Raw genomic sequence first — 20,402 nt, forward strand, 5'->3', positions numbered from 1 at the left:
GACTCAACAGTGAAGCGTTCCGGCTGCTGTTATGACCAATCGCCTCGCTCAGACTCAGAGCCTTTATCTCCGCAAACATGCCGATAACCCGATCGACTGGTGGTCGTGGTGCGATGAGGCATTAGAGAAAGCAAAACAGGAGAACAAGCCGATTTTTTTGTCGATCGGCTACTCTAGCTGCCACTGGTGTACGGTGATGGAGGGCGAAGCGTTTTCTGATCCGATCGTTGCCGATTATCTAAACGCGAACTATGTGGCAATTAAGGTCGATCGCGAAGAACGCCCGGACATTGACAGCATTTATATGCAGGCACTCCAGCTCATGACGGGACAAGGCGGCTGGCCCCTGAATGTGTTTCTGTCGCCGCACGATCTCCTGCCTTTTTATGGGGGAACTTACTTTCCGCCAGAGGCGAAGTACGGGCGACCGAGCTTTTTGCAGGTCATTCAGGCACTCCGAAATTTTTACGACACCGAGGCAGTCAAGCTTCAGGCAGTGACGGACGAGCTGCGGGAACGGTTGAAGCAGGGCGCGACGATCGAGGGAAATGGCGAACTCTCTGAAGAACGCTTGCAGGAAGGGCTACGGGTCAGTCTGACGGTACTAGCCGCGAAGGGAGGGGGGCCAAAATTTCCCATGATTCCTCACGCGATGACTGCCCTGCATAGTGTTCGGTTTCAGCACAATGACCCGGATTTGAATCGACTGGCTGTTTGCCAGCAGCGCGGCATGGATCTGGCATTGGGTGGCATTTATGACCATGTGGCGGGTGGGTTTCATCGCTATACGGTTGATCCGACCTGGACAGTGCCTCACTTTGAGAAAATGCTTTATGACAACGGGCAGATCATTGAGTATCTGGCGGAGCTGTGGGCGATCGGAATTCAGGAACCTGCCTTTGCCCGATCGATCGACGGTACCGTCCAGTGGCTTCAGCGCGAGATGACCGCTCCTGAAGGGTACTTTTATGCGGCGCAGGATGCGGATAGTTTTCCTCGTCCAGACGATCGTGAACCAGAAGAAGGCGCGTTTTATGTCTGGAGCTATTCAGAACTAGAGCAGATTCTCACGCCCGAAGAATTGACCATTCTGGAAGCCGAATTTAGCGTCAGTCCGGCTGGCAACTTTGAAGGCAAGAACGTTTTGCAGCGATCGAGGAGCGGTGAACTTGCTTCGATCGCAGTAGCCGCGCTAGAAAAACTATTTACCGTGCGCTACGGAGCCTCTGCTCTGGACACCACCACATTTCCCCCAGCACAAAACAACCAGCAAGCAAGAACTTTGCCCTGGAAAGGACGTATTCCGGCGGTGACCGATACCAAGATGATCGTCGCCTGGAATAGTCTGATGATTTCGGGACTGGCACGATCGGCTGCAGTCTTGCAAAACGGGGCGTATTTCGATCTGGCAGTCAGGGCGGCACAGTTCATCTTGAATTACCAGTGGCAGGATCACCGTCTACATCGGCTCAACTATGACGGGCAGGTCAGCGTCATTGCTCAATCGGAAGACTACGCGCTACTCATCAAAGCTTTGCTTGATCTGCATCAGGCAAGCTTGAGTCTGGGACAGGACGGTCAACAATGGCTCGCTCGCGCCCAGGAAGTGCAGTGTGAGTTTGAAGAATTTCTCTGGAGTCGAGAGCAGGGTGGCTACTACAACACCGATGCAGTGAGCGATCTGGTTGTGCAGGAACGCAGCTACGGTGACAATGCCACACCTTCTGCAAATGGAATCGCCGCGATGAACCTGATCCGGCTGTTTCTGCTCACGGAAGATTTGCAATGCTTCGATCGCGCCGAGCAAACGCTGCAAGCTTTTAGCACTGTGATTGAGCAAATTCCGCAAGCCTGCCCTAGCTTAGTGAGTGGGCTGGACTGGTTCCGCTATCCGACGTTGATCCGAACCACGCCTGACGAAATCGCAAACCTTGCTCAGCAGTACTTGCCAACGATCGCCCTTCGCCTCGACTCACACTTGCCCCCCGGTGTAATGGCAATGGTCTGCAAAGGCTTGAGCTGTCTGGAGCCTTCTACCGAAAGCGAACAAATGCAGCGTCAGATTCAGAAAGCGTTGGGCGTTTAGGATCTGTGCCGATCGAATTTCGCCATTTACGCTACTTTGTCGCGGTTGCTGAGGAACTGCACTTTGGTCGTGCCGCCGAGCGGTTGCATATTGCCCAGCCACCGTTGAGTCAGCAAATTCGGCAGTTAGAAAATGAGCTGGGTTTTCAGCTGTTTCACCGCACAAAGCGATCGGTCGCCCTGACCGAAGCCGGAGCCGTTTTTTTGCAGGAAAGTCGCCGGCTGCTTTATCAGCTTGAGCAGGCAATCCAGACTGGACGGCAGGTTAGCCGGGGCGAACAGGGGCAACTCGTCATCGGGTTTGTCAGTTCTGCGGCGTATAACGTGCTGCCGCCGATTCTGCGATCGTTTCGGGCGGCTTTTCCTGAAGTGAAGCTAGAACTGCATGAACTGACGACCGATCACCAGCTTCAGTGGCTCAGCGATCGTCGATTAGATGTGGGCTTGGTGCGTCCGCCGATCGACGATCTGCTGTTACAGGTGCAAACTATTTTTCAGGAACCTCTGGTGCTGGCACTGCCCGATCGCCATCTGTTTGCCCAGGAGCCGATAATTTCGCTCAAGGCGATCGCTGCCGAGCCATTTATTCTGTTTCCGCGATCGCTGGCTCCCGGCTTGTATGACCAAATCATCAGCCTGTGTCAGCGAGCCGGATTCAGTCCCACCGTTGTACAGGAAGCGATTCAGATGCAGACGATTATTAGCTTAGTCGCCGCCGAAATTGGGATTGCGATCGTCCCCGTCTCCCTCAAAAACCTGCAACGAACGGGGGTGATCTACAAGCCTTTGCAGGAAGAAACACCCCAGGCAGAAGTGGCGATCGTTTGCCGTAAATTGGACGTCACGCCAACTGTCCAGCGATTTTTAGATTTAGCCACTCAAATGACTAAAAGTTAAAAATTTAGGCATTCCTGAATCAGGAAATCATTCTCGAAACCATTCTGCTGTTTCAGGGTTACAAATATTCTGTAATCAATTGGGCGATCGTCATCTTAAAGCATGAGACAAATACTGACCTGTTTCCTGCTTTTTCAGCACACTTTTCTTCAGCACACAAGCCGCTTTACTCGTCGCAGATTACCTCAAACTTCAATTGTTGTATTGCTTACGCCACGAACTCTTGATACTTTTGCTTTAATCTTTCTGGCATACGGATCGGCTTGTTGTTTTGTAAATCAACAAAAATACCAACTTGTTCACCAAGAGCCGCTACTTTGCCATTGACAGAGATCACTGCATTAACAGTCCATCTCAGCGATTCCATTATCTCGATCCACATCTTGCCGGTTGGAACGTCAGAAATTTTGATGGGCTGCTTGTAATCAATTTTTGTCTGCACAATGACAGGCGCAATTCCATTTTTGAGTTGTTCGTCCAACGGGAAATGACGGGCTAGCATCTCTAAACGTAAATCTTCTAACCAACGAACGTAAACAATATTGTTGACAACACCCGCAAAATCAATATCGTAAGTTCTAACGGGTAGATGAATTTCGACCTCAAACAGTTGCTTCTGTGCCGTTGTGTCCATGTTTAGCTTTTAATTTGCAAGTTAGGCTGTAGCTTAGCAAGAATAGCTTGTAAAATGCAAGTAACTAAGCTGCTATATCTAGCCATGATCCAGCCAAAACGCTCTTCTTGCCCTGTCTCCTGTACGCTAGATTTGATTGGCGATCGCTGGACGTTACTTGTCATCCGAGACATGATGTTCTTTGGAAAGCAACGATTTGAAGAGTTTTTAGAATCCCCTGAGGGAATCTCGACTAATATCTTGGCAAACCGCCTCAGACTGCTTGAAGAATTAGGTTTAGCAGAAAAGCAGCCTTACAGTAACCATTCCCGTCGAATGAACTATCAACTCACCGAGAAGGGAAAAAGCTTGCGTCCTGTTTTGAAAGTCATCACTGCTTGGGGTTTGAAGCATATTGCTGACACACAGATTCCTCAAAGTAATCCGTCGGATGCCAGTAACTGCAAAGCAACTGAACCATGAATCCCGATAGGCAAACTTTCAACCATCGTCGCCACAGACATCTTAAGCAGTACAACGTTCCCCTAGGCGCTAGTAACCTTGAACTCAGCATCAATGACTTGCGACTTGCGGCTGTAAGGGGGTTGTTATGAGGCTGGCTTGTGCTGCGCCAGCTTCAACGCTGACAATAGTAGAATTGGGCCCAAGATTAGATACAACAGAGAACTTGATACATACCTTAAAAGATTACTGCCAATAAATGCACCCAAAATTGAACCAGATGCCATTGAAATGATAAATCTTTGCTCTGTTTTAACTTCCTTAAGTCTTTGTTGGCTTCTGTACTTAAACAGACCCATCAAAATTGTCGGAATGCTAATCGCAAGGCTCAAACTTCCTGCCAGCTTAATATCAACGGAAAATAGCAAAATGATTGTTGGGATAATCAACTCTCCACCTGCCACACCCAACATACTGCTGAATATGCCAATTACGATTCCTGCCAAAAATCCAAAGCTGATTCTTAAAAGGCTTGGTAGTTGCAAACTCTCAAGACTGAAAATGAGGTTATGCCCGACCAGCACAACGCTAAGAAAAATCAGAAAAGCGACGACAATTCGGTTTAATACTCGTTCGTTGATTCGAGTTGCATAATGAACTCCAACATAAGAGCTGATTAGAGAGCCTGCCAGAATGTTGATGGTCACTGCCCAGTTCGCAGCAACATTTTCCAGCCTCACAACGCCGCTTCGAAAAATGAACGAAAACGCCACTGTAACAAAACTAACGATGAGATTGATAATAATTGCTTGTAGAGTTCGATAGTTAAAAACGCTGACTAGAACGGGTAAGCGGAACTCCGCACCACCCAGACCTATCAGTCCGCCAAGCCCCCCAACCAAAGCCCCCCAACCAAATGCCCAAAAATTTCGCATTCAACTCCTCCACTTCGGAACAGAAGTATTATGAGCGATGTGCTTTGAGGTTGAGGTAATCAATAGCAGCATTTAACTCTGACTACCCCACAGATGGTTTCTAGCTGCGCCCTCACCCGGAAACGAAGCCGGATAACTACTGATTGGGCTGAATATTTCCGTCTAAGCTCCTGAAGTAGCGATATAGGCAGAAATGGTTCCGTCTAAGATCCCGATTCGGCTAGTTAGGTAGAAAAATTCAGGGTAACTCCCCTTCATTGCCTCAAAGCTCGATCGCCTCAAACCAGTTCTCGTGAGCAGGTTTAACGAACTCTGCCCATTCCGCCTGATGAAAAAGAGCAGATCTGAAGTATGGGAACAAGAAAGCAAGTGAGTAAAACGATCGACAAGTTTTACGTGAAGCGAATCGCCAGTAACAGAGCGCAGGTGACTCGATCGTCCGGGATGCGTTTGTGCAAGGCAAATTGATGAGCCTTCTGGAGCGATCCGCCCAAAAAATGCTCAACCCCTCGTCCCTTGATTAAATCTAACGGGGGAGGGGTTTGGAGGAGGGAGGTTGGGCTTTGCCAATCGCCTAATCCTTAAATCGCCTAATACTTAAACAGTCCGGCTCCCTGAACTTTGTATCCGGTGGGTTCGAGGATGCGGGCAGCAGCTTGCTTGCCGGAGATGGTTGCGCCTTCCATGCTGTCGATATAGTCCTGAGCGGTGTAGCTACCTGCTAGGAAGAAGTTGGCGATTGGCGTTTTTTGGGATGGGCGGTAGGGGTCCATGCCGGGCTGTTCGCGGTAGAGGGACTGCGCCAGCTTCACCACGCCAAACCAGGTCATATTGAGTTCGCGGGATGAGGGAAACAGATCGTGAATTTGCTTCAGCGCGTGTTGAGCAATTTCCTCGTTGCTCATTTTGATAAACGGATCGCCGGGAGTGAGAACTACCTGCATCAGCGAACCCTGCCCTTCCCGGTAATAGTCCTTGGGACTGGTGAGTGCCAGGTCTGCAAAGCAAGAGAAATCGGCATCTGCGCTGTAGAGCAAATTGTCCATGCCTGCGGCGCGATCGACCTGCTTTCGCAAAGCCGGATCATTCATTTCTGTGACCCAGCCATCGAAGCGCATTTGCACCGTGACGACCGGAACCGCTTCCAGCTTGTAGATGTTGTTAAACTCCTTCCACTGGCGCCATTCCTGCGGCAGCAATCGCTGAATTCCGGGCACATCACAGGCGGCAAGGTAGGCATCGGCGGTAATGGTTTCTTCGGTGTCGCCCTGAGCAATAGATAAACCTGTGACGATCGTTTGTCCGTCGCGTTCCTCAAACAAAATGCGGCGCGTCTGGCGACGGGTGTGGATTTTTGTGCCCCGGTCTTCCAGGTATTTGACGATCGGCTTGTGCAGATATTCGTCGGGGGAGCCTGCCAGCAGATTCAGCCGTGAGGCTTCGGTTTTGGTCGCAAACATCAGGAAGATTGTCAGCATGCAGCGTGCCGAAATTTCCTCAGTGTCGATAAAGCCCAGGGCGAGGGCGATCGGGTTCCACATCCGCTTGAGGCTATTCTCAGAGCCACCATGACGGCGAAACCAGTCGGCAAAGCTGATGTTGTCGAGCGATCGAATCCACTGCATCGCCAGGTCATAGCTCACCAGACCGGGAACGACAGGACTTGTGCCAAGGGCGATCGCATTTTGCAGCTTGTCGATCAGCGAGAGCTGTTCGGTGGTAAAAAATGCCTTTAGCCCGTGGAACGGCGCACCGAGCAAAAACCGGAAATCGAGTTTGCCGACCTGCCCGCCGCGATTAATGAAATTGTGAACGTGTTCCTTGGGCAGCAAATTCTCAAACGCGCCCACATGCTTCATCAAGGCAAACAGGTTGTAATAGTTGTTGAAAAAGACGTGCAGTCCCATTTCTACATGGTTGCCGTCTGCGTCGATCCAGCTTCCGGCTTTGCCGCCGACAAACGATCGCGCCTCAAAAATCTCAACTTCGTGCCCTGCATCGACCAGCTCTACTGCTGCCGCCAGACCTGCCAATCCTGCACCAACGATCGCAACTCGCATTCCGCCCGTCCCCTAAGGTTCTCTTTACATATATTAAAGGAATGGGGAATCCTTGTAGCCGCCGTTTATTGCATCATCTGCTCGACAAAATTGGTGTAAACTTCCCCTTTCAAAAACTGCGGGTTGTCCAGAATCCGCTGATGAAAGCCGATCGTCGTTGAAAGCCCGGTGATCGCACATTCGCGGAGTGCCCGTCGCATTCGCTCGATCGCCGCTTCTCGATTGTGTCCCCACACGATCAGTTTGCCGATCAGCGAATCGTAGTAGGGCGGAATTTCGTAGTCGGTGTAAACGTGGGAATCCATCCGCACGCCAAAGCCGCCGGGGGGCAAATAGCCGCTGATGCGTCCGGGGTTAGGACGAAAGTTGTGGTCGGGGTCTTCGGCATTAATGCGGCATTCGATCGCGTGCCCCCGAAGCTGCACCTGATCCTGGGTCAGGTTGAGCTTTTCGCCCTGGGCAATCCGAATCTGCTCTGCCACCAGATCCAGCCCGACGATCATTTCAGTGACGGGGTGTTCGACCTGGATGCGGGTGTTCATTTCCATGAAGTAGAAATTGCCCGATTGATCGAGCAGAAATTCGACTGTGCCCGCGCCGATATAACTAATTGCTTGAGCCGCTCGAACGGCAGCACTGCCCATTTTTTCGCGCAGTTCGGGGGTGAGGGCTGGGCTGGGGGCTTCTTCGAGCAGCTTTTGGTGGCGACGCTGAATCGAGCAATCGCGTTCGCCCAGGTGAATCACGTTGCCGTAGCTATCTGCCAGAATTTGAAACTCAATGTGGCGCGGACGTTCAACAAACTTTTCCAGATACACGCCTGCGTTCCCAAAGGCGGCTTCTGCCTCGCCCTGGGCTGCCAGGAAAGATTTGATCAGCTCATCCTCCGTCCGTACCAGGCGCATTCCCCGTCCGCCGCCGCCCGCTGTGGCTTTGATAATGACTGGATAGCCGATTTCCTGGGCGATCGCCAGAGCCTCTCTCTCGTCCGTGAGCAATCCATCGCTGCCGGGAACGATGGGAACGCCGATGCGCTGCATAGTTTCTTTTGCAGTGGACTTATCGCCCATCGATCGCATCGCTTCCGGGGTGGGACCGATAAAGGCTATCTGGTGGTCGGCGCAAATTTCGGCAAAGCGGGCGTTTTCTGCCAAGAAACCATAGCCCGGATGAATCGCAGTCGCATTGCGGGTCAGGGCAGCAGCAATAATATTGGGAATGTTCAGATAGCTTTTGCTGCTGGGAGCCTCGCCAATACAGACCGCTTCGTCGGCAAGCTGCACATGAAGCGCGTGGCGATCGATCGTGGAATGCACTGCCACGGTTGCAATGCCCATCTCCTCGCAGGTTCGCAGGATTCGCAGGGCAATCTCCCCCCGATTTGCAATCAAAATCTTTTCAAAATGCATGGGTCGTCGGCTGAGGGATAGGGTCGTTGACCGCTTCCGAATTTCCGTGGCAGATGACGCGCTTACAGCAGCAGCACGGCGACAGCGACATTCTTAAACCGGGCTTCGAAAGTGATCCAGGAAATCATCGTATCACGCGACGGCTGAGGCGATCGGCGTTTCAGACCTCAGCTTGCAGCGCAGCCCGTCCCTGATCAAGGGCGATCAGCATGGCGCGGAATTCAATCTCTCGCTGGAGTCCGTCAATTTCAATCACTCGATCGCCCTCTACCGAATCACTCATTACAATTAGCAGCACCGGATCGGGCTGTTTCACCCATAGCGTTGCCTCGATCGCATCCAGGGAAATCTGGGCAAGCGGTTTGGTATTGCGATAAAAGGTGAGCCGGTTGCGGTTTAGCAGCAGATGCTCTTCAAAGCTGAGCCTTGCCCCCTGAATCAGCAGGACGAGCAGCGTGAAGCCTAACTCCAGGGCGATCGTCCATTTCCACGGTGGGATGAGCAGCCCGATCAGATCAAAGAGCGAACTACTCTCCCCAGGCGCGATCAGCAAGAAATGAAGAAATGCGCCCCAGTACACCATAAAGTTCGACATCCACAGCACAAACAGCAAAAATCCCGTTCTTTGCCCAATCTGTTGAATCAGCAGCCAACCACTAATCCACCGCCAGCGCGAAGAAATTTGCCACTGCTGCGCGGTTCTTTGCACCTGGATCGTTTTTGGAAATGTCTCAGAAAATTCGATTAGTCCGTCGGCTGGACTGCTTCGCATCATTCCCTCGTCGATCGGCTCCCAGGCAAATTTTCCCTGCCCTTCACTCTGCTTGAACGCGATCGGCACATGGAGCTGTCCTGCAAGCGATCGAGCAATATCAAGGGCACGGCTGACCTGCCTTTGCTCATCGACTAATAGCTCTGAGGCATCGCATAGCCGCAGATTGATTTGCCAAACCACGCCGAGCCGATCGTCAAACACGCCGCCGTAAAGTTCGCTGCGGTGAATCGTAATCTGTTCAATTTCGGTTTGCCTCAGCTTCAGATGATTGTGCTGTCCATCGGGAAGCTGCTGATCCCAAACCAGCCAATGCTCGCTGCCATGCAGGTGAATAATGCTGCGGCTGCCTGGCGATCGAAACCGATACCGAAATTCATACAGCGCAATCTGCCGATCGATCGTCCAGATCAGCAGAAAGGCGATCGTGATCGGCTGCTGTAATGTACCAAAGCGATAAACCATCAGTGAACAAACGCACAGCAGCAGAAAGAGCAACGCGGATAAAAGGCCGTCTGTCTGTTTTCCCTTGACCAGTTCAGCCCAGACCACTTGCAGCAGCAGCTGATAGAGGGCAGAAAATCCTTTTTTGATCAGGACGATCGGCTTCAGGAGTGGCGCATAGGCAGGCGGTTGGGCAAAATACGCGCTGCCTTGGAAGTGCATTTTAGGCGGCATCTGGGACGACATTTGGGGCGGCATGATTAGTTCTCACGCTTCAGGCGTTTATGTCAAAGATGCCCGAATTGCGATCGAAACATTAGCCAATGATTGTGACTCCACAAAGCCCAGCCTTGTATTTCTGGAATTTCCGATCGCTTTTATCTATCGAATCCGCCTATCTCGAATCCGCCTATCTCGAATCTACCTATCTGCTCAATTGATTCAACCAATGCTCAGCGGGCGATCGCTAAACCCTTGAACAAACCCTTGAACTGTTTTAATCTATTCGGGTTTTCCCGAATTCTGCTCGATCTTTTCGCGCTCTATTTATTAATGAAGGATGATTAATGAAGGGGAAATGAGGGGGATTTGAACCGCGTAAGCCACAGGTCTAATCCCCTTCCCATCGCTGCCTCAGCCATTTCCTCAATCAAGCGGATTCCATGCAAGCTCAAATTTAATTGGGACGAATTCTCGATCGGTTGAGGCTGGATACAATCGATCGCAATTGAAGTTGCTGCTGATGATGGAGGAGCCGCACGCTGCTAAGACCTTAAGCTAAAGCAGTTCATTGAGCTTCGCACCGTCCTGTGATGCTTGCGCTTATGCCATTCGGATGAGCTGTTATTGTTCACGGTCGCTCACTGTCACGGTTGCTCACTGTCGCTTAAAGGACACTCTCATGGCTAATCAAGACTCGCCAGCACACCCTTTAATTGTCGTGGGTGGTTCAATGGGAGCAATTCACGCATTAATCCAGCTATTGCAACACCTGCCAGACAAATTTCCCGCAACGATTTTTGTAGTGATGCACACTCAGGCACGTCAGTCGCTTGCACTTGCCCAGACGCTACAACCCTGGAACGAAATTCTAGCCTGTGAGGCGATTGATGGCGCGAGCATTAAATCCAGGCACCTCTACACTGCGGTACCAGACCGTCATTTGCTCCTGTCTCTAGAAGGAATGCGTGTGGTCATGGGTCCGAAAGAGCACGGATTTCGACCCGCAGTTGACCCGCTATTTCGCACCGCTGCTGAACACTACGGCAAGCGAGTCATTGGCATCATTCTTTCCGGTGGGCTTTGGGATGGGACAGCAGGACTCGCAGAGGTTAAAGCTCGCGGAGGCGTTACGATCGTGCAAGACCCCCAGCAAGCCCTGGTTCCCAGTATGCCCCAAAGTGCCATTAACTACGGTGTTGCTGATCATATTCTCCCGATCGCCGGGATCGCCCAGTTGCTCGTCACGCTCATTCAGCAACAGGCGCATGAATCAAAGAACGCGCTATGACCCAGAAAGAACCCAGACCCGATGCTGCTCATTTAGAACAGGACGCTCTTGAGCAAATGATGGCAACCAATTCGCCTGCTGGTCTAGGCTGCACAGATTGCGGGGGATCACTGTGGCACGTGAACAGCGGCGGCATAAAGCGTTACCAGTGTCATGTGGGGCACGCTTTTCTTCCCGAAAGTTTGATCAAAAGCCAGGGAGAAGAAGTCGAACGGCAGTTGTGGACAGCGTTACGGTTGCTGCGAGAACAAGCTGTTGTGGCTCATTGGCTGGCAGCAGAAGCGCGATCGCAAAAGCGTCCAGCCCAGGAGATCGAGCAGATTGTGGCACAGGCTGAGCAAGCGTTGCACCAAGCCGAGACATTGCATCAGATGTTGCTGAGTAGTTCGGTGAGTCCGGTATTGGAAACTCGTTCAGAGTCACCGATATCTGATCTGCCAATGAACCAGTGAAACGAGGCAAGTCAAACGGGGCAAATCAAACTGCCTTTTACCCCTGGACAAGGAAGGGCGATCGCGACGCTGCTGTACAGTCCCTTTTTAAAGAACCCTCTTTAAAGAAAATTTCCTCAATCTACCGAAGGTTAGAGGGTAGTAAAGCACTGCATCTAGAATACTGGGACAGGGCAGTTTTTGCGGTTCTGTTTTGTTCTACCTGTCCTAATTGATTCGCTCCCCAATTGTTGCCTCCCAGGATTGCTGTGTCTGCTTCCAACTCCCGTATTCTGATCGTTGATGATTTGATGGACAACTTATTTCTGCTGCAAACCGTTTTGGAGGCAGAAGGATACGAAGTTGACATAGCAGATAATGGTCGGTTAGCGGTAGCAATGGTGGAAGCCAATCCGCCAGACCTGATTTTGCTAGACGTGATGATGCCTGGTATGGACGGATACGAAGTGACGCAGGAAATTCGCCAGAGGCAAGACCTACCCTACATTCCAATCCTTTTAGTGACGGCACATGAAGAGCCTAAAGCGGCTGAAGGGCTGAATTTAGGAGCTAATGATTTTATTCGTAAACCGGTCGATTTTGACGAACTGGTGGCGCGGGTAAAAGCTTTTCTGCAATTCAAAGACAGAATGCATCCTGTCTGATCGCGATTAAAATTTCCCTTGCTGTTCCCAATTCTGGGGGAAACTGAACCATTGCTCCGTTGCAAAGTCCCCCAAGTTGACTCATGTAAGGGGCGATGCAGCACTTTTGATCCCTCTAAAGCAACCTCCTAAAGGAATCCGGGTCACAATCTATTCCTTCCAGTTCATTCTTTTTCTTACCCCTGACCGAAGAAATAGGGCTGAAGAAGTTTCACGATGTGAACTGAAAAATAAAATTTTTATCATGTCTGCGATTGATTCTTTTAATTCTTCGCACTTTCCCGCCCCTTATATTCTGGTTGTGGATGATATCGAAGACAATCGAGCACTGCTGCAAGTGCTACTGGAAGGTGAAGGGTATGTGGTCGAAACTGCGTCAGAAGGCTATGGTGCGATCGCCAAAATCGAACGCCATCCTCCAGACCTGATCGTGCTGGATCTGATGATGCCTGGCTTAGACGGCTGCGGCGTTGCCGAGTGGCTCGCACAAAACTATCCATTTATTCCGGTTCTGGTGGTGACGGGCTGTTCTGAGTTTCCAGATTTCTGTCATCGATATCAATTAGTTGCTGACTGTATCCGAAAGCCAATTACCTTTGAGGAGTTGCTTGAAAAGACGCGAGCTTTTGCAGCAGCCTCACAACATCGCAGGCAATCTATCTATCACTTTCTGGATCGAAATTAAGCCAGGGGTCAGAATCAAACTTAGTCTTTTGTAAGATGAACCAGCGCAGCGTAATGCCTGATGCTCGAAGGCTCACTGCGTTACGGCTTTACCTAACACACCCTACGGTTAATTACTGAGCGATGGTTCAGTTTCCCCGGGATTGGGCGCAGTTCGAATCATCGTATCGCTTTTCAAAAGTCTGATTAGACTCGATCGCCGCTCAACTGTCGCTACGGTAGGCAATATCGTAGACAAAAGGTGATGGGAGAACTGTAATGAGCGAACTATATCATTAGGCGAACTATATAATGAGCGAACTACGATAGACGAACTCTAATGGGCAAACTAATGGGAATGGGCAAACTAATGGTCAAACTGTGATAGGCAAACCGCGATCGTTTACTTTATTGCAAGTGTAAGAACCAGTAGTGTCTATATATTGCTGATTCAAATCTTTATGGACTTGAGAAACTGGTTTCTTGCTCCCGATTGCCCTGTCGACAGAGCTGCTTCCCATCGCCAGAGTTTAAAGATTGCGCGAGTTGCCAGTGGTCTGGTCGTGCTGTTGGGATGCCTGGTTCTGCTTGGCTGGAGCTTGAATCTCGCATTTCTAAAGAGCGTGATTCCAGGGTCGGTGTCTATGAAGGCGAATACAGCCCTTTGCTTTATTTTGGCTGGCGTGTCGCTGGGGCTGCAAACTCGAACCCGCCGCTCTGCCACGACTTCCCTTGCAACAGGCTGTGCAGTTGCAGTCGGTGCGATCGGTTTACTGACGAGCAGTCAGTACGGGTTCGGCTTCAATCTTGGGATCGATGAACTGCTGTTTCGGGATACTCCGCTTTCTCCGGCAACGTCTCATCCCGGTCGCATGGGCATCAATACCGCTATCAACTTTGTGCTGACGGGTGCCGCCCTCTGGTTATACAGTCAGCGAGAGAAACTAAGGCAGCGATCGCATCAGCAAGCCAGGTTCGATCGCATCACTGTGGCTCAAAGTTTAACGGCGGCTGCGGGTTTAATTGCGCTACAAGCGATGGTGGGCTATGCCTATAGGGTTCAAGTGCTGCATCGGGTCAGCAGTCTGACCACCTCAATGGCAGTTCATACTGCGTTCGCGTTTATCCTCCTTTGTGCAGGGATTCTGGCACTGGAAAGCGATCGGGGACTAATGCACACCCTGACTCGTCGAGATTCGATTGGAAGTGATGTCGCCCGCCGATTTGTGCCTGCCACGATCGTGGTGCCGCTGGTTCTGGGGTGGGTCTTTTTACAGGGGCAAGATTCAGACGCTTATGACCCAAACTTCGCGCTGTCGCTGCTGTCTCTATCGCAGATTGCTGTTGCGCTGGGGTTAATTTGGCTGAGTGCTGGCACGCTCGATCAGCTTGATCAGGAACGCAAGCAATCTTCCGAACGGCTGCGCCTCAGCGAGGAACGACTCCAGCTTGCTTTGCAAGGATCAAAGCAGGGAATCTGGGATTGGAATCTCATCACTGGGGTTTTGACCTGGGACGATCGCTGCAAAGAAATTTTTGGACTGCCGCCCGATGTTCCCGTGACCTGGGCATGGCATCTCGACGCGCTGCATCCTGACGATCGCCAGCGAGTGTCTCATGCGGCTGCGACTGCGTTACGCGATCGCGCTGAGTTTGACGAGGAGTACCGCATCTTTCAACCGAACGGCACAATGCGTTGGGTACTGGCACGCGGACAAGGATATTCTGACGCTGCTGGGGAACCTTGCCGCATGTCAGGGACGGTTCTCGACATTACCGAGCGTAAGCACATCGAAGACGCTCGCAGAATCGCCGAACTCAATGACCAGTTCCTCAACGACCTCGATTCGCGACTGCGCCAGCTTTCCGATGCGGACGCAATGGAATGGGAAGTGGTCAGTCGATTAGGCGAATACCTCAAGGTCGATCGCTGTCTGTGGCACAACGTTGACCTGCAAGCAGATATCATCACCGTCGAGCAGGATTGGCGATCGCAGGCAGAAATGCCCAGCATCGTTGGCACGTATCGCTTATCCGAAATGATGTTGCCCAACATAATTCATCAATACCAGCAGACCAGCCACCCTGCTGTCGTTCGGGATGTTGCAACCTGTGAGCATACTGCGCCTTTTGCTCAAAACTATAGGGGGCTGGGAATTCATGCCTTTGTCGCCGTTCCCTGCGTAAGAGCAGGACGCTGGGTTGCCCATCTTACTGTCAATTCCGCCGCCGTGCGCTCGTGGCGATCAGATGAAGTAATGCTCCTTCAGGAAGTGGTGGTGCGGCTCTGGCCGCTGATCGAGCAAACGCGAACGATGCAGGCTTTGCGCGACAGTGAAGAGCGGCTGCGCCTGGCTTTAAGGGCTGCGAACCAGGGCTTGTATGACCTCAACGTTCAAACCGGAGATGCGATCGTCAGCCCCGAATATGCCTTGATGCTAGGGTACGATCCAGAAACCTTTGAGGAAACCAACGCCAGATGGCGCGAACGCCTGCACCCCGACGACTGGGAACCCGTCAGCCGTGCCTATGAAGAATACATTGCTGGGAAACAAGATGAGTATCGGGTTGAATTCCGGCAGCGTACAGTCAGCGGCAGCTGGAAGTGGATTTTGTCGCTGGGCAGAATTGCTGCTTGGGATGCTGAAGGAAACCCGCTGCGGATGCTGGGCACGCACACTGACATTAGCGATCGCAAGCAAGCCGAACTCGAACGTGAAGAACTGCTTGCCCGTGAACAGGTCGCCCGCCAGGAAGCAGAGCGGGTAAACCGCCTGAAAGATGACTTTTTCTCTGCCTTGTCCCACGAACTGCGAACGCCCCTCAACCCAATTCTGGGCTGGACGAAAATGCTGCAAGGGCGCAAGCTAACTCCCGAAAAAGTGGCTCATGCACTGGAGACGATCGAGCGCAACGTGCGACACCAGATTCATCTAGTCGATGATTTACTGGATGTCTCGCGGGTGATTCAGGGCAAGCTGCGGTTAAGCTTTTGTCCGCTCGATTTGACACTCATTCTGACTGATGCAATCCAAACGGTGGAATTTGCCGCGCAAGCAAAATCTGTCACCCTTCAGTTCAACCCTTCAGAGCCGATTTACACGATGGGCGATGTCGATCGGCTGGGACAGGTCTTCTGGAATCTGTTCTCGAACGCTATTAAATTTACCCCAGAGGGCGGTCAGGTTGAGATTCAACTGTCGGTTTCTCAAGACGGCTTCAGCCGCTTTGCTCAGGTTTGCATTGCTGATACTGGAATTGGGATCGCGCCTGATTTTTTGCCCCATGTTTTTGAATACTTTCGTCAGGCCGAGGGCGGCTCAACGCGGAAGTACGGCGGCTTAGGGTTAGGGCTGGCGATCGTGCGGCATTTAGTCGAACTGCACGGCGGCACAATTACCGCAGATAGTCCTGGGCTAGGACAGGGTGCAACGTTTATCGTCAAGCTGCCCCTGCTGAACGAAGGCGATCGCTTTGAGCCAACCGATTTTGGCAGGCAAGCGGCAGACGACGGAGACAGTCATGGCTCAGCTGCCCAGGCTGCATCGCCCCCGGACGCGATTGCTTTATTCTCTGGGATGACCACTTCGTTCGGTGCTTTGGCGGGCGTTCGCATTGTGCTAGTCGATGACGAGCCAGATAATCTAGAGCTGCTGCGCTTTTTGCTCACCCACGAAGGCGCAATTGTCACTGCCTTTACCTCGCCTTCAGAAGCATTGCGGCACATTGCCCAATCTCCGCCCGACCTATTAATTAGCGACATTGGAATGCCAGAGCTGGATGGCTACGAGTTCATTCAACAAGTTCGATTATTGCCATCGCCACAATTGCAGGCTATTTCAGCGGAAGCTACACTGCCAAAGACGGAAGCTGCACTGCTGCCAAAGGCAATTGCACTCACCGCTTTTGCCCAACCCTCCGATGAGCAGCGAATTCTTGCAGCAGGCTTTCAAGCATATCTCCCGAAACCGATCGACCCGCTTCAGCTCATTGCAGCCGTCAAACAGATTTTGTTTCAACCCTGACGTTCAACCCTAATCCGCAGGCAAATAGGGCATTGCGCGCCTTCTTGGAAGAATTCATTTAATAAAAAAATGGGCAGACAAGATTTGTCCAGCCCACCGTGATGTTTGTAACGTGATATTTGTAATAGGGCGATCGATGCTCAATTCAGACTCTTCATCCGCAGAATCGATCGCCTAACGACAGAATAAGCGACAGAACAGGGCATAAAACAGCCGGAAATTACATCATTCCCATGCCGCCCATACCACCCATGCCGCCCATGCCGCCCATACCACCCATGCCGCCCATGCCACCCATACCGCCCATATCAGGAGCAGCGGCTTTCTTCTCTGGCTTATCGACCACGAGAACTTCGGTGGTGATCACCATGCCTGCGATCGATCCGGCATCTTGCAGCGCAGAGCGAACCACTTTGGCAGGGTCAATAATTCCGGCAGCGATCAGATCTTCATAGGTGTTGGTCAGGGCATTGTAGCCGTGGTTGAAGTCCATATCCCGGACTTTCTCGACGACGACAGAGCCTTCTGCCCCTGCATTGTCTGCAATCTGACGCAGTGGAGCTTCGATCGCCCGCAGCACAATGTCTGCTCCGATCTGTTCTTCTACGTTGAGGGTTTGCTTGAAATCTGCCAGATTCTTAGAAACGTGCAATAGCGTTGTACCGCCACCAGGCACAATTCCTTCTTCAACAGCGGCTTTGGTTGCATTGAGCGCATCTTCCAGGCGCAGCTTCCGATCCTTTAGCTCCGTTTCGGTTGCGGCTCCCACTTTGATGACGGCAACGCCGCCCACCAGTCGCGCCAGTCGCTCTTGCAGCTTTTCGGTGTCGTAGTCAGAATCGGTTTCTGCCAGCTCACGCCGAATTTGGGCAATCCGCTTTTCGAGGGCGGTTTTGTCGGGGGCTTCTGCCACGATCGTCGTCGTATCTTTAGTGATGGTGACGCGCCGCGCCGAACCCAGCATTTCTGCGGAAATGTCATCCAGGCTCAAGCCAATATCCGGTGAGATGACCTGCGCGCCAATCAGAACGGCGATGTCTTGCAGCACTGCCTTGCGTCGCTCACCAAACGACGGAGCCTTGACTGCCACCACGTTCAGCACACCGCGCAGCTTGTTCACCACGAGCGTTGCCAGAGCTTCGCCTTCGATGTCTTCAGCAATCAGCAGCAAGGGTTGTCCGGCACGAGCAACGCGCTCCAGTACCGGAACGAGATCTTGAATATTGCTAATCTTTTCGCTGGTCAGCAGAATCAGCGGATTTTCCAGCTCCGCGATCATTCGCTCTGCATCGGTGACGAAATAGGGCGAGATATAGCCGCGATCGAACTGCATCCCTTCCACCAGTTCCATCTCGGTTGTGAGGGACTTGGATTCCTCGATCGTGATCACACCATCCTGACCAACTTTGTTCATTGCCTCAGCAATCATGCCGCCCACTTCGGGGTCGCTGCCTGCTGCGACGGTCGCCACCTGCTCGATCGCATTGCCTTCAACAGGCTTTGCCACATCTGCGATCGCGTTTACAAGCTGAGCGATCGTCTTCTCAATGCCGCGCCGCAGCGCGACCGGATTGCTGCCTGCCGCCACGTTGCGGAGTCCTTCCCGGATGAGTGCCTGCGCCAGCACGGTTGCGGTCGTGGTTCCGTCGCCTGCCAGGTCTTTCGTTTTTGAAGCAACTTCCTGAATCAGTCTTGCGCCTGCGTTTTCGAGCGGGTCTTCTAGCTCGATTTCTTTGGCGATCGTAATTCCATCATTCACGATTTGCGGTGCGCCGTACTTGGCTTCTAGCACCACATTTCGACCCTTCGGACCTAACGTAATCCGCACTGCATCTGCTAGCGCATTAACGCCGCGCTCCAGTGCCTTCCGCGATTCCTCGTCGAATACTACAATTTTGGGCATACTTCTCTACCATTGCTCCATTGTTGAATTTAGCACTCCAGGCGATCGAGTGCTAATTTTGAATGGAGGGAAATCCGAACTTTAGTGTTTAGAGCTTACCCCTGGCTGCGTTTGATGTCCTCGATCGCTTGCTGAAGGGACTCGATTTCGCGGCGGAGGCGATCGACTTCGCTTTCCCCAGTTGCGCTGATAGAGTCAGAGGGCCGCGGCGGCACGTTGACCGCTCCCTGATTGGTGCGCGGATAGTTGCCTGCTTTGATGCGGCGATAGTCTTCTGAGGTTGCCCAGTCCTGGAGGTATTTCACCCGTTCCACAGTAAACGGATGGCTCAGTGCGCCCTCAGAAATATTGTTATACAGCAAAAATTTGTAGACCTGGTTCAGTCCGTCCTGGTCGAGCTGCTGATAGCGATCGGACTGGCGAATAAATTCTTCCAGGTTTAGCTCGCTAGCATAGCGGACGCTTCCCCCCGCAACCCGCATCATGGAATGGAGGATTGGGTTCAGGTCATCGGTGACGAGCAAGGCTGCGCGATCGGCAGAGAGTTCAGCTTTTCGCAGCCATTCATAAAAGGCGGCAATCAATCCGGTGCTGATCAGGCTACTCAGCCCAAAAGTTGCTCCCGCCAAACCAAAGACCAGATTAATCGCCCAGAGTGCCATTTGATTAAGCGTGGTATGTCCGCATTTGATGTGTCCTAGCTCGTGAGCAATGACCGATCGCAATTGGTCTGCTTCCATCAAATCAAGCAAGCCCGAACTCAGCACCATACAGGGGCGTTCCTGTCCCAGCGCATAGGCATTGGCGATCGGAGATTGGGAGACAAATAGAATCGGCTCTGAGCTAACATCCAAATCGCGCACCGCTTCTTGAAAGATCTGATAAATCGAGGCGTATTGACGTGGACCGACCTCGATCGCATTCCCGGTTAAAAAGACCTGCCTCGGACGCTCGTAGATAAATTCCACAAACTTTCGCGCCACCAGATCAAAGCCGGGAACACTCCGCAGCGTTTGTTCTGCCTGAATATCAAGCGGATGGCGAAAAGCAGTGCTGGAAATTCCAGAATAGGTCGGCATAGGTTAAGCGGCGGTTAAAAGTTGGGATGCTTCAGCGTTAGCGTAGCGCAGCGATTCCTTCAGCAACAAAGGTTACAGCTCGTCAGCTAGTCCAACACACTGCTCAGACATCCTCTCACTTTATTCCTTCTGAGGGATCTCTCGCCAGAGTCACTCTTCAACACTAAGAAGTGAAGTGCCAGAGAAACCCACATGACTTCCAGCGAATCCAGTCCGTCAAATTCAAATCCGGTATTCAACACGCCGCAGCCGACTGAGCTACAGTCCGAAGAAACAAGAGAAGCGGTGCTAGAAAGGCTAGCTGCCCATCAAAGCCAAGAATCAGACGCGATCGATCCAGAATCAACGCCCAATCCAAACGCAAAAGATGCCGCCTTCCTCGATAATGTGGATGGGCTGGAGAACCGCCATATTACCCGGTTAGACAGTCCTCCAGGTTGAGTAGTTTC

Annotated in this window: 18 protein-coding genes; 11 read left to right on the top strand and 7 right to left on the bottom strand. The window is 51.9% G+C overall.

Features of this window, described 5'->3' with window-relative positions:
- Positions 1-31: 31 nt before the first annotated feature.
- Positions 32-2,086: a thioredoxin domain-containing protein gene (locus tag NDI45_RS16220; protein ID WP_348247943.1), complete on the top strand. Its 2,055-nt coding sequence runs from the start codon at positions 32-34 to the stop codon at positions 2,084-2,086.
- Positions 2,087-2,097: 11 nt separating this feature from the next.
- Positions 2,098-2,982, top strand: coding sequence for a LysR family transcriptional regulator (locus NDI45_RS16225; protein ID WP_348247989.1), 885 nt, complete (start codon positions 2,098-2,100; stop codon positions 2,980-2,982).
- Positions 2,983-3,190: 208 nt separating this feature from the next.
- On the opposite strand, the gene NDI45_RS16230 is transcribed toward NDI45_RS16225, so the two are convergent.
- Positions 3,191-3,616, bottom strand: coding sequence for a thioesterase family protein (locus NDI45_RS16230; protein WP_190791352.1), 426 nt, complete (start codon positions 3,614-3,616; stop codon positions 3,191-3,193).
- Positions 3,617-3,700: 84 nt separating this feature from the next.
- Here NDI45_RS16230 and NDI45_RS16235 point away from each other — a divergent pair, with 84 nt between their 5' ends.
- Positions 3,701-4,078, top strand: coding sequence for a helix-turn-helix domain-containing protein (locus NDI45_RS16235; RefSeq protein WP_190791355.1), 378 nt, complete (start codon positions 3,701-3,703; stop codon positions 4,076-4,078).
- Between the two features lie 125 nt (positions 4,079-4,203).
- Here the strand turns inward: NDI45_RS16235 and NDI45_RS16240 are convergent, their stop codons facing one another.
- From NDI45_RS16240 to accC, 3 genes are all read right to left on the bottom strand, one after another.
- Positions 4,204-4,992 (bottom strand): sulfite exporter TauE/SafE family protein, encoded by a 789-nt coding sequence (locus NDI45_RS16240; protein ID WP_348247944.1) that lies wholly within the window; start codon positions 4,990-4,992, stop codon positions 4,204-4,206.
- 590 nt (positions 4,993-5,582) lie between these two features.
- Entirely contained in the window at positions 5,583-7,052 is a 1,470-nt protein-coding gene (gene zds / locus NDI45_RS16245; protein ID WP_348247945.1) for a 9,9'-di-cis-zeta-carotene desaturase, read from the bottom strand.
- Positions 7,053-7,117: 65 nt separating this feature from the next.
- The gene (gene accC / locus NDI45_RS16250; protein WP_348247946.1) at positions 7,118-8,461 is read right to left on the bottom strand and encodes an acetyl-CoA carboxylase biotin carboxylase subunit; all 1,344 of its coding nucleotides are present in this window, start codon (positions 8,459-8,461) and stop codon (positions 7,118-7,120) included.
- Between the two features lie 26 nt (positions 8,462-8,487).
- Here accC and NDI45_RS16255 point away from each other — a divergent pair, with 26 nt between their 5' ends.
- Positions 8,488-8,655, top strand: a complete 168-nt coding sequence (locus NDI45_RS16255) for a hypothetical protein (protein WP_190794516.1) — start codon at positions 8,488-8,490, stop codon at positions 8,653-8,655.
- Here the strand turns inward: NDI45_RS16255 and NDI45_RS16260 are convergent.
- Positions 8,622-9,935 carry a hypothetical protein gene (locus NDI45_RS16260; protein WP_348247947.1) on the bottom strand — a complete coding sequence of 438 codons (1,314 nt, stop codon included), beginning with the start codon at positions 9,933-9,935 and terminating at the stop codon, positions 8,622-8,624. The two genes, NDI45_RS16255 and NDI45_RS16260, sit on opposite strands and share 34 nt — an antisense overlap.
- Here NDI45_RS16260 and NDI45_RS16265 point away from each other — a divergent pair.
- From NDI45_RS16265 to NDI45_RS16290, 6 genes are all read left to right on the top strand, one after another.
- Entirely contained in the window at positions 9,934-10,155 is a 222-nt protein-coding gene (locus NDI45_RS16265) for a hypothetical protein (RefSeq protein WP_348247948.1), read from the top strand. The genes NDI45_RS16260 and NDI45_RS16265 overlap by 2 nt on opposite strands.
- 423 nt (positions 10,156-10,578) lie before the next feature.
- A complete protein-coding gene (locus NDI45_RS16270) occupies positions 10,579-11,187 on the top strand; it encodes a chemotaxis protein CheB (protein WP_190794513.1) in 609 nt (202 codons plus the stop codon).
- Positions 11,184-11,639 carry a hypothetical protein gene (locus tag NDI45_RS16275; protein WP_348247949.1) on the top strand — a complete coding sequence of 152 codons (456 nt, stop codon included), beginning with the start codon at positions 11,184-11,186 and terminating at the stop codon, positions 11,637-11,639. Before NDI45_RS16270 ends, NDI45_RS16275 begins: the two co-directional genes overlap by 4 nt.
- A gap of 248 nt (positions 11,640-11,887) precedes the next feature.
- Positions 11,888-12,283, top strand: a complete 396-nt coding sequence (locus NDI45_RS16280; RefSeq protein ID WP_347277933.1) for a response regulator — start codon at positions 11,888-11,890, stop codon at positions 12,281-12,283.
- 244 nt (positions 12,284-12,527) lie between these two features.
- A complete protein-coding gene (locus NDI45_RS16285; protein WP_190794511.1) occupies positions 12,528-12,968 on the top strand; it encodes a response regulator in 441 nt (146 codons plus the stop codon).
- A 421-nt stretch (positions 12,969-13,389) separates the two neighbouring features.
- A complete protein-coding gene (locus tag NDI45_RS16290) occupies positions 13,390-16,971 on the top strand; it encodes a PAS domain-containing protein (protein WP_348247950.1) in 3,582 nt (1,193 codons plus the stop codon).
- A 220-nt stretch (positions 16,972-17,191) separates the two neighbouring features.
- Here the strand turns inward: NDI45_RS16290 and groL are convergent, their stop codons facing one another.
- Positions 17,192-18,874 (bottom strand): chaperonin GroEL, encoded by a 1,683-nt coding sequence (gene groL, locus NDI45_RS16295; RefSeq protein WP_348247951.1) that lies wholly within the window; start codon positions 18,872-18,874, stop codon positions 17,192-17,194.
- 95 nt (positions 18,875-18,969) lie between these two features.
- Entirely contained in the window at positions 18,970-19,953 is a 984-nt protein-coding gene (locus NDI45_RS16300) for a M48 family metallopeptidase (protein ID WP_348247952.1), read from the bottom strand.
- Positions 19,954-20,145: 192 nt separating this feature from the next.
- Between NDI45_RS16300 and NDI45_RS16305 the strand changes: the two genes are divergently transcribed.
- A complete protein-coding gene (locus tag NDI45_RS16305) occupies positions 20,146-20,394 on the top strand; it encodes a hypothetical protein (RefSeq protein WP_190793089.1) in 249 nt (82 codons plus the stop codon).
- Positions 20,395-20,402: the final 8 nt, after the last annotated feature.

The sequence above is a fragment of the Leptolyngbya sp. GB1-A1 genome, from assembly GCF_039962475.1.
Lineage (GTDB): Bacteria > Cyanobacteriota > Cyanobacteriia > Elainellales > Elainellaceae > Leptolyngbya_A.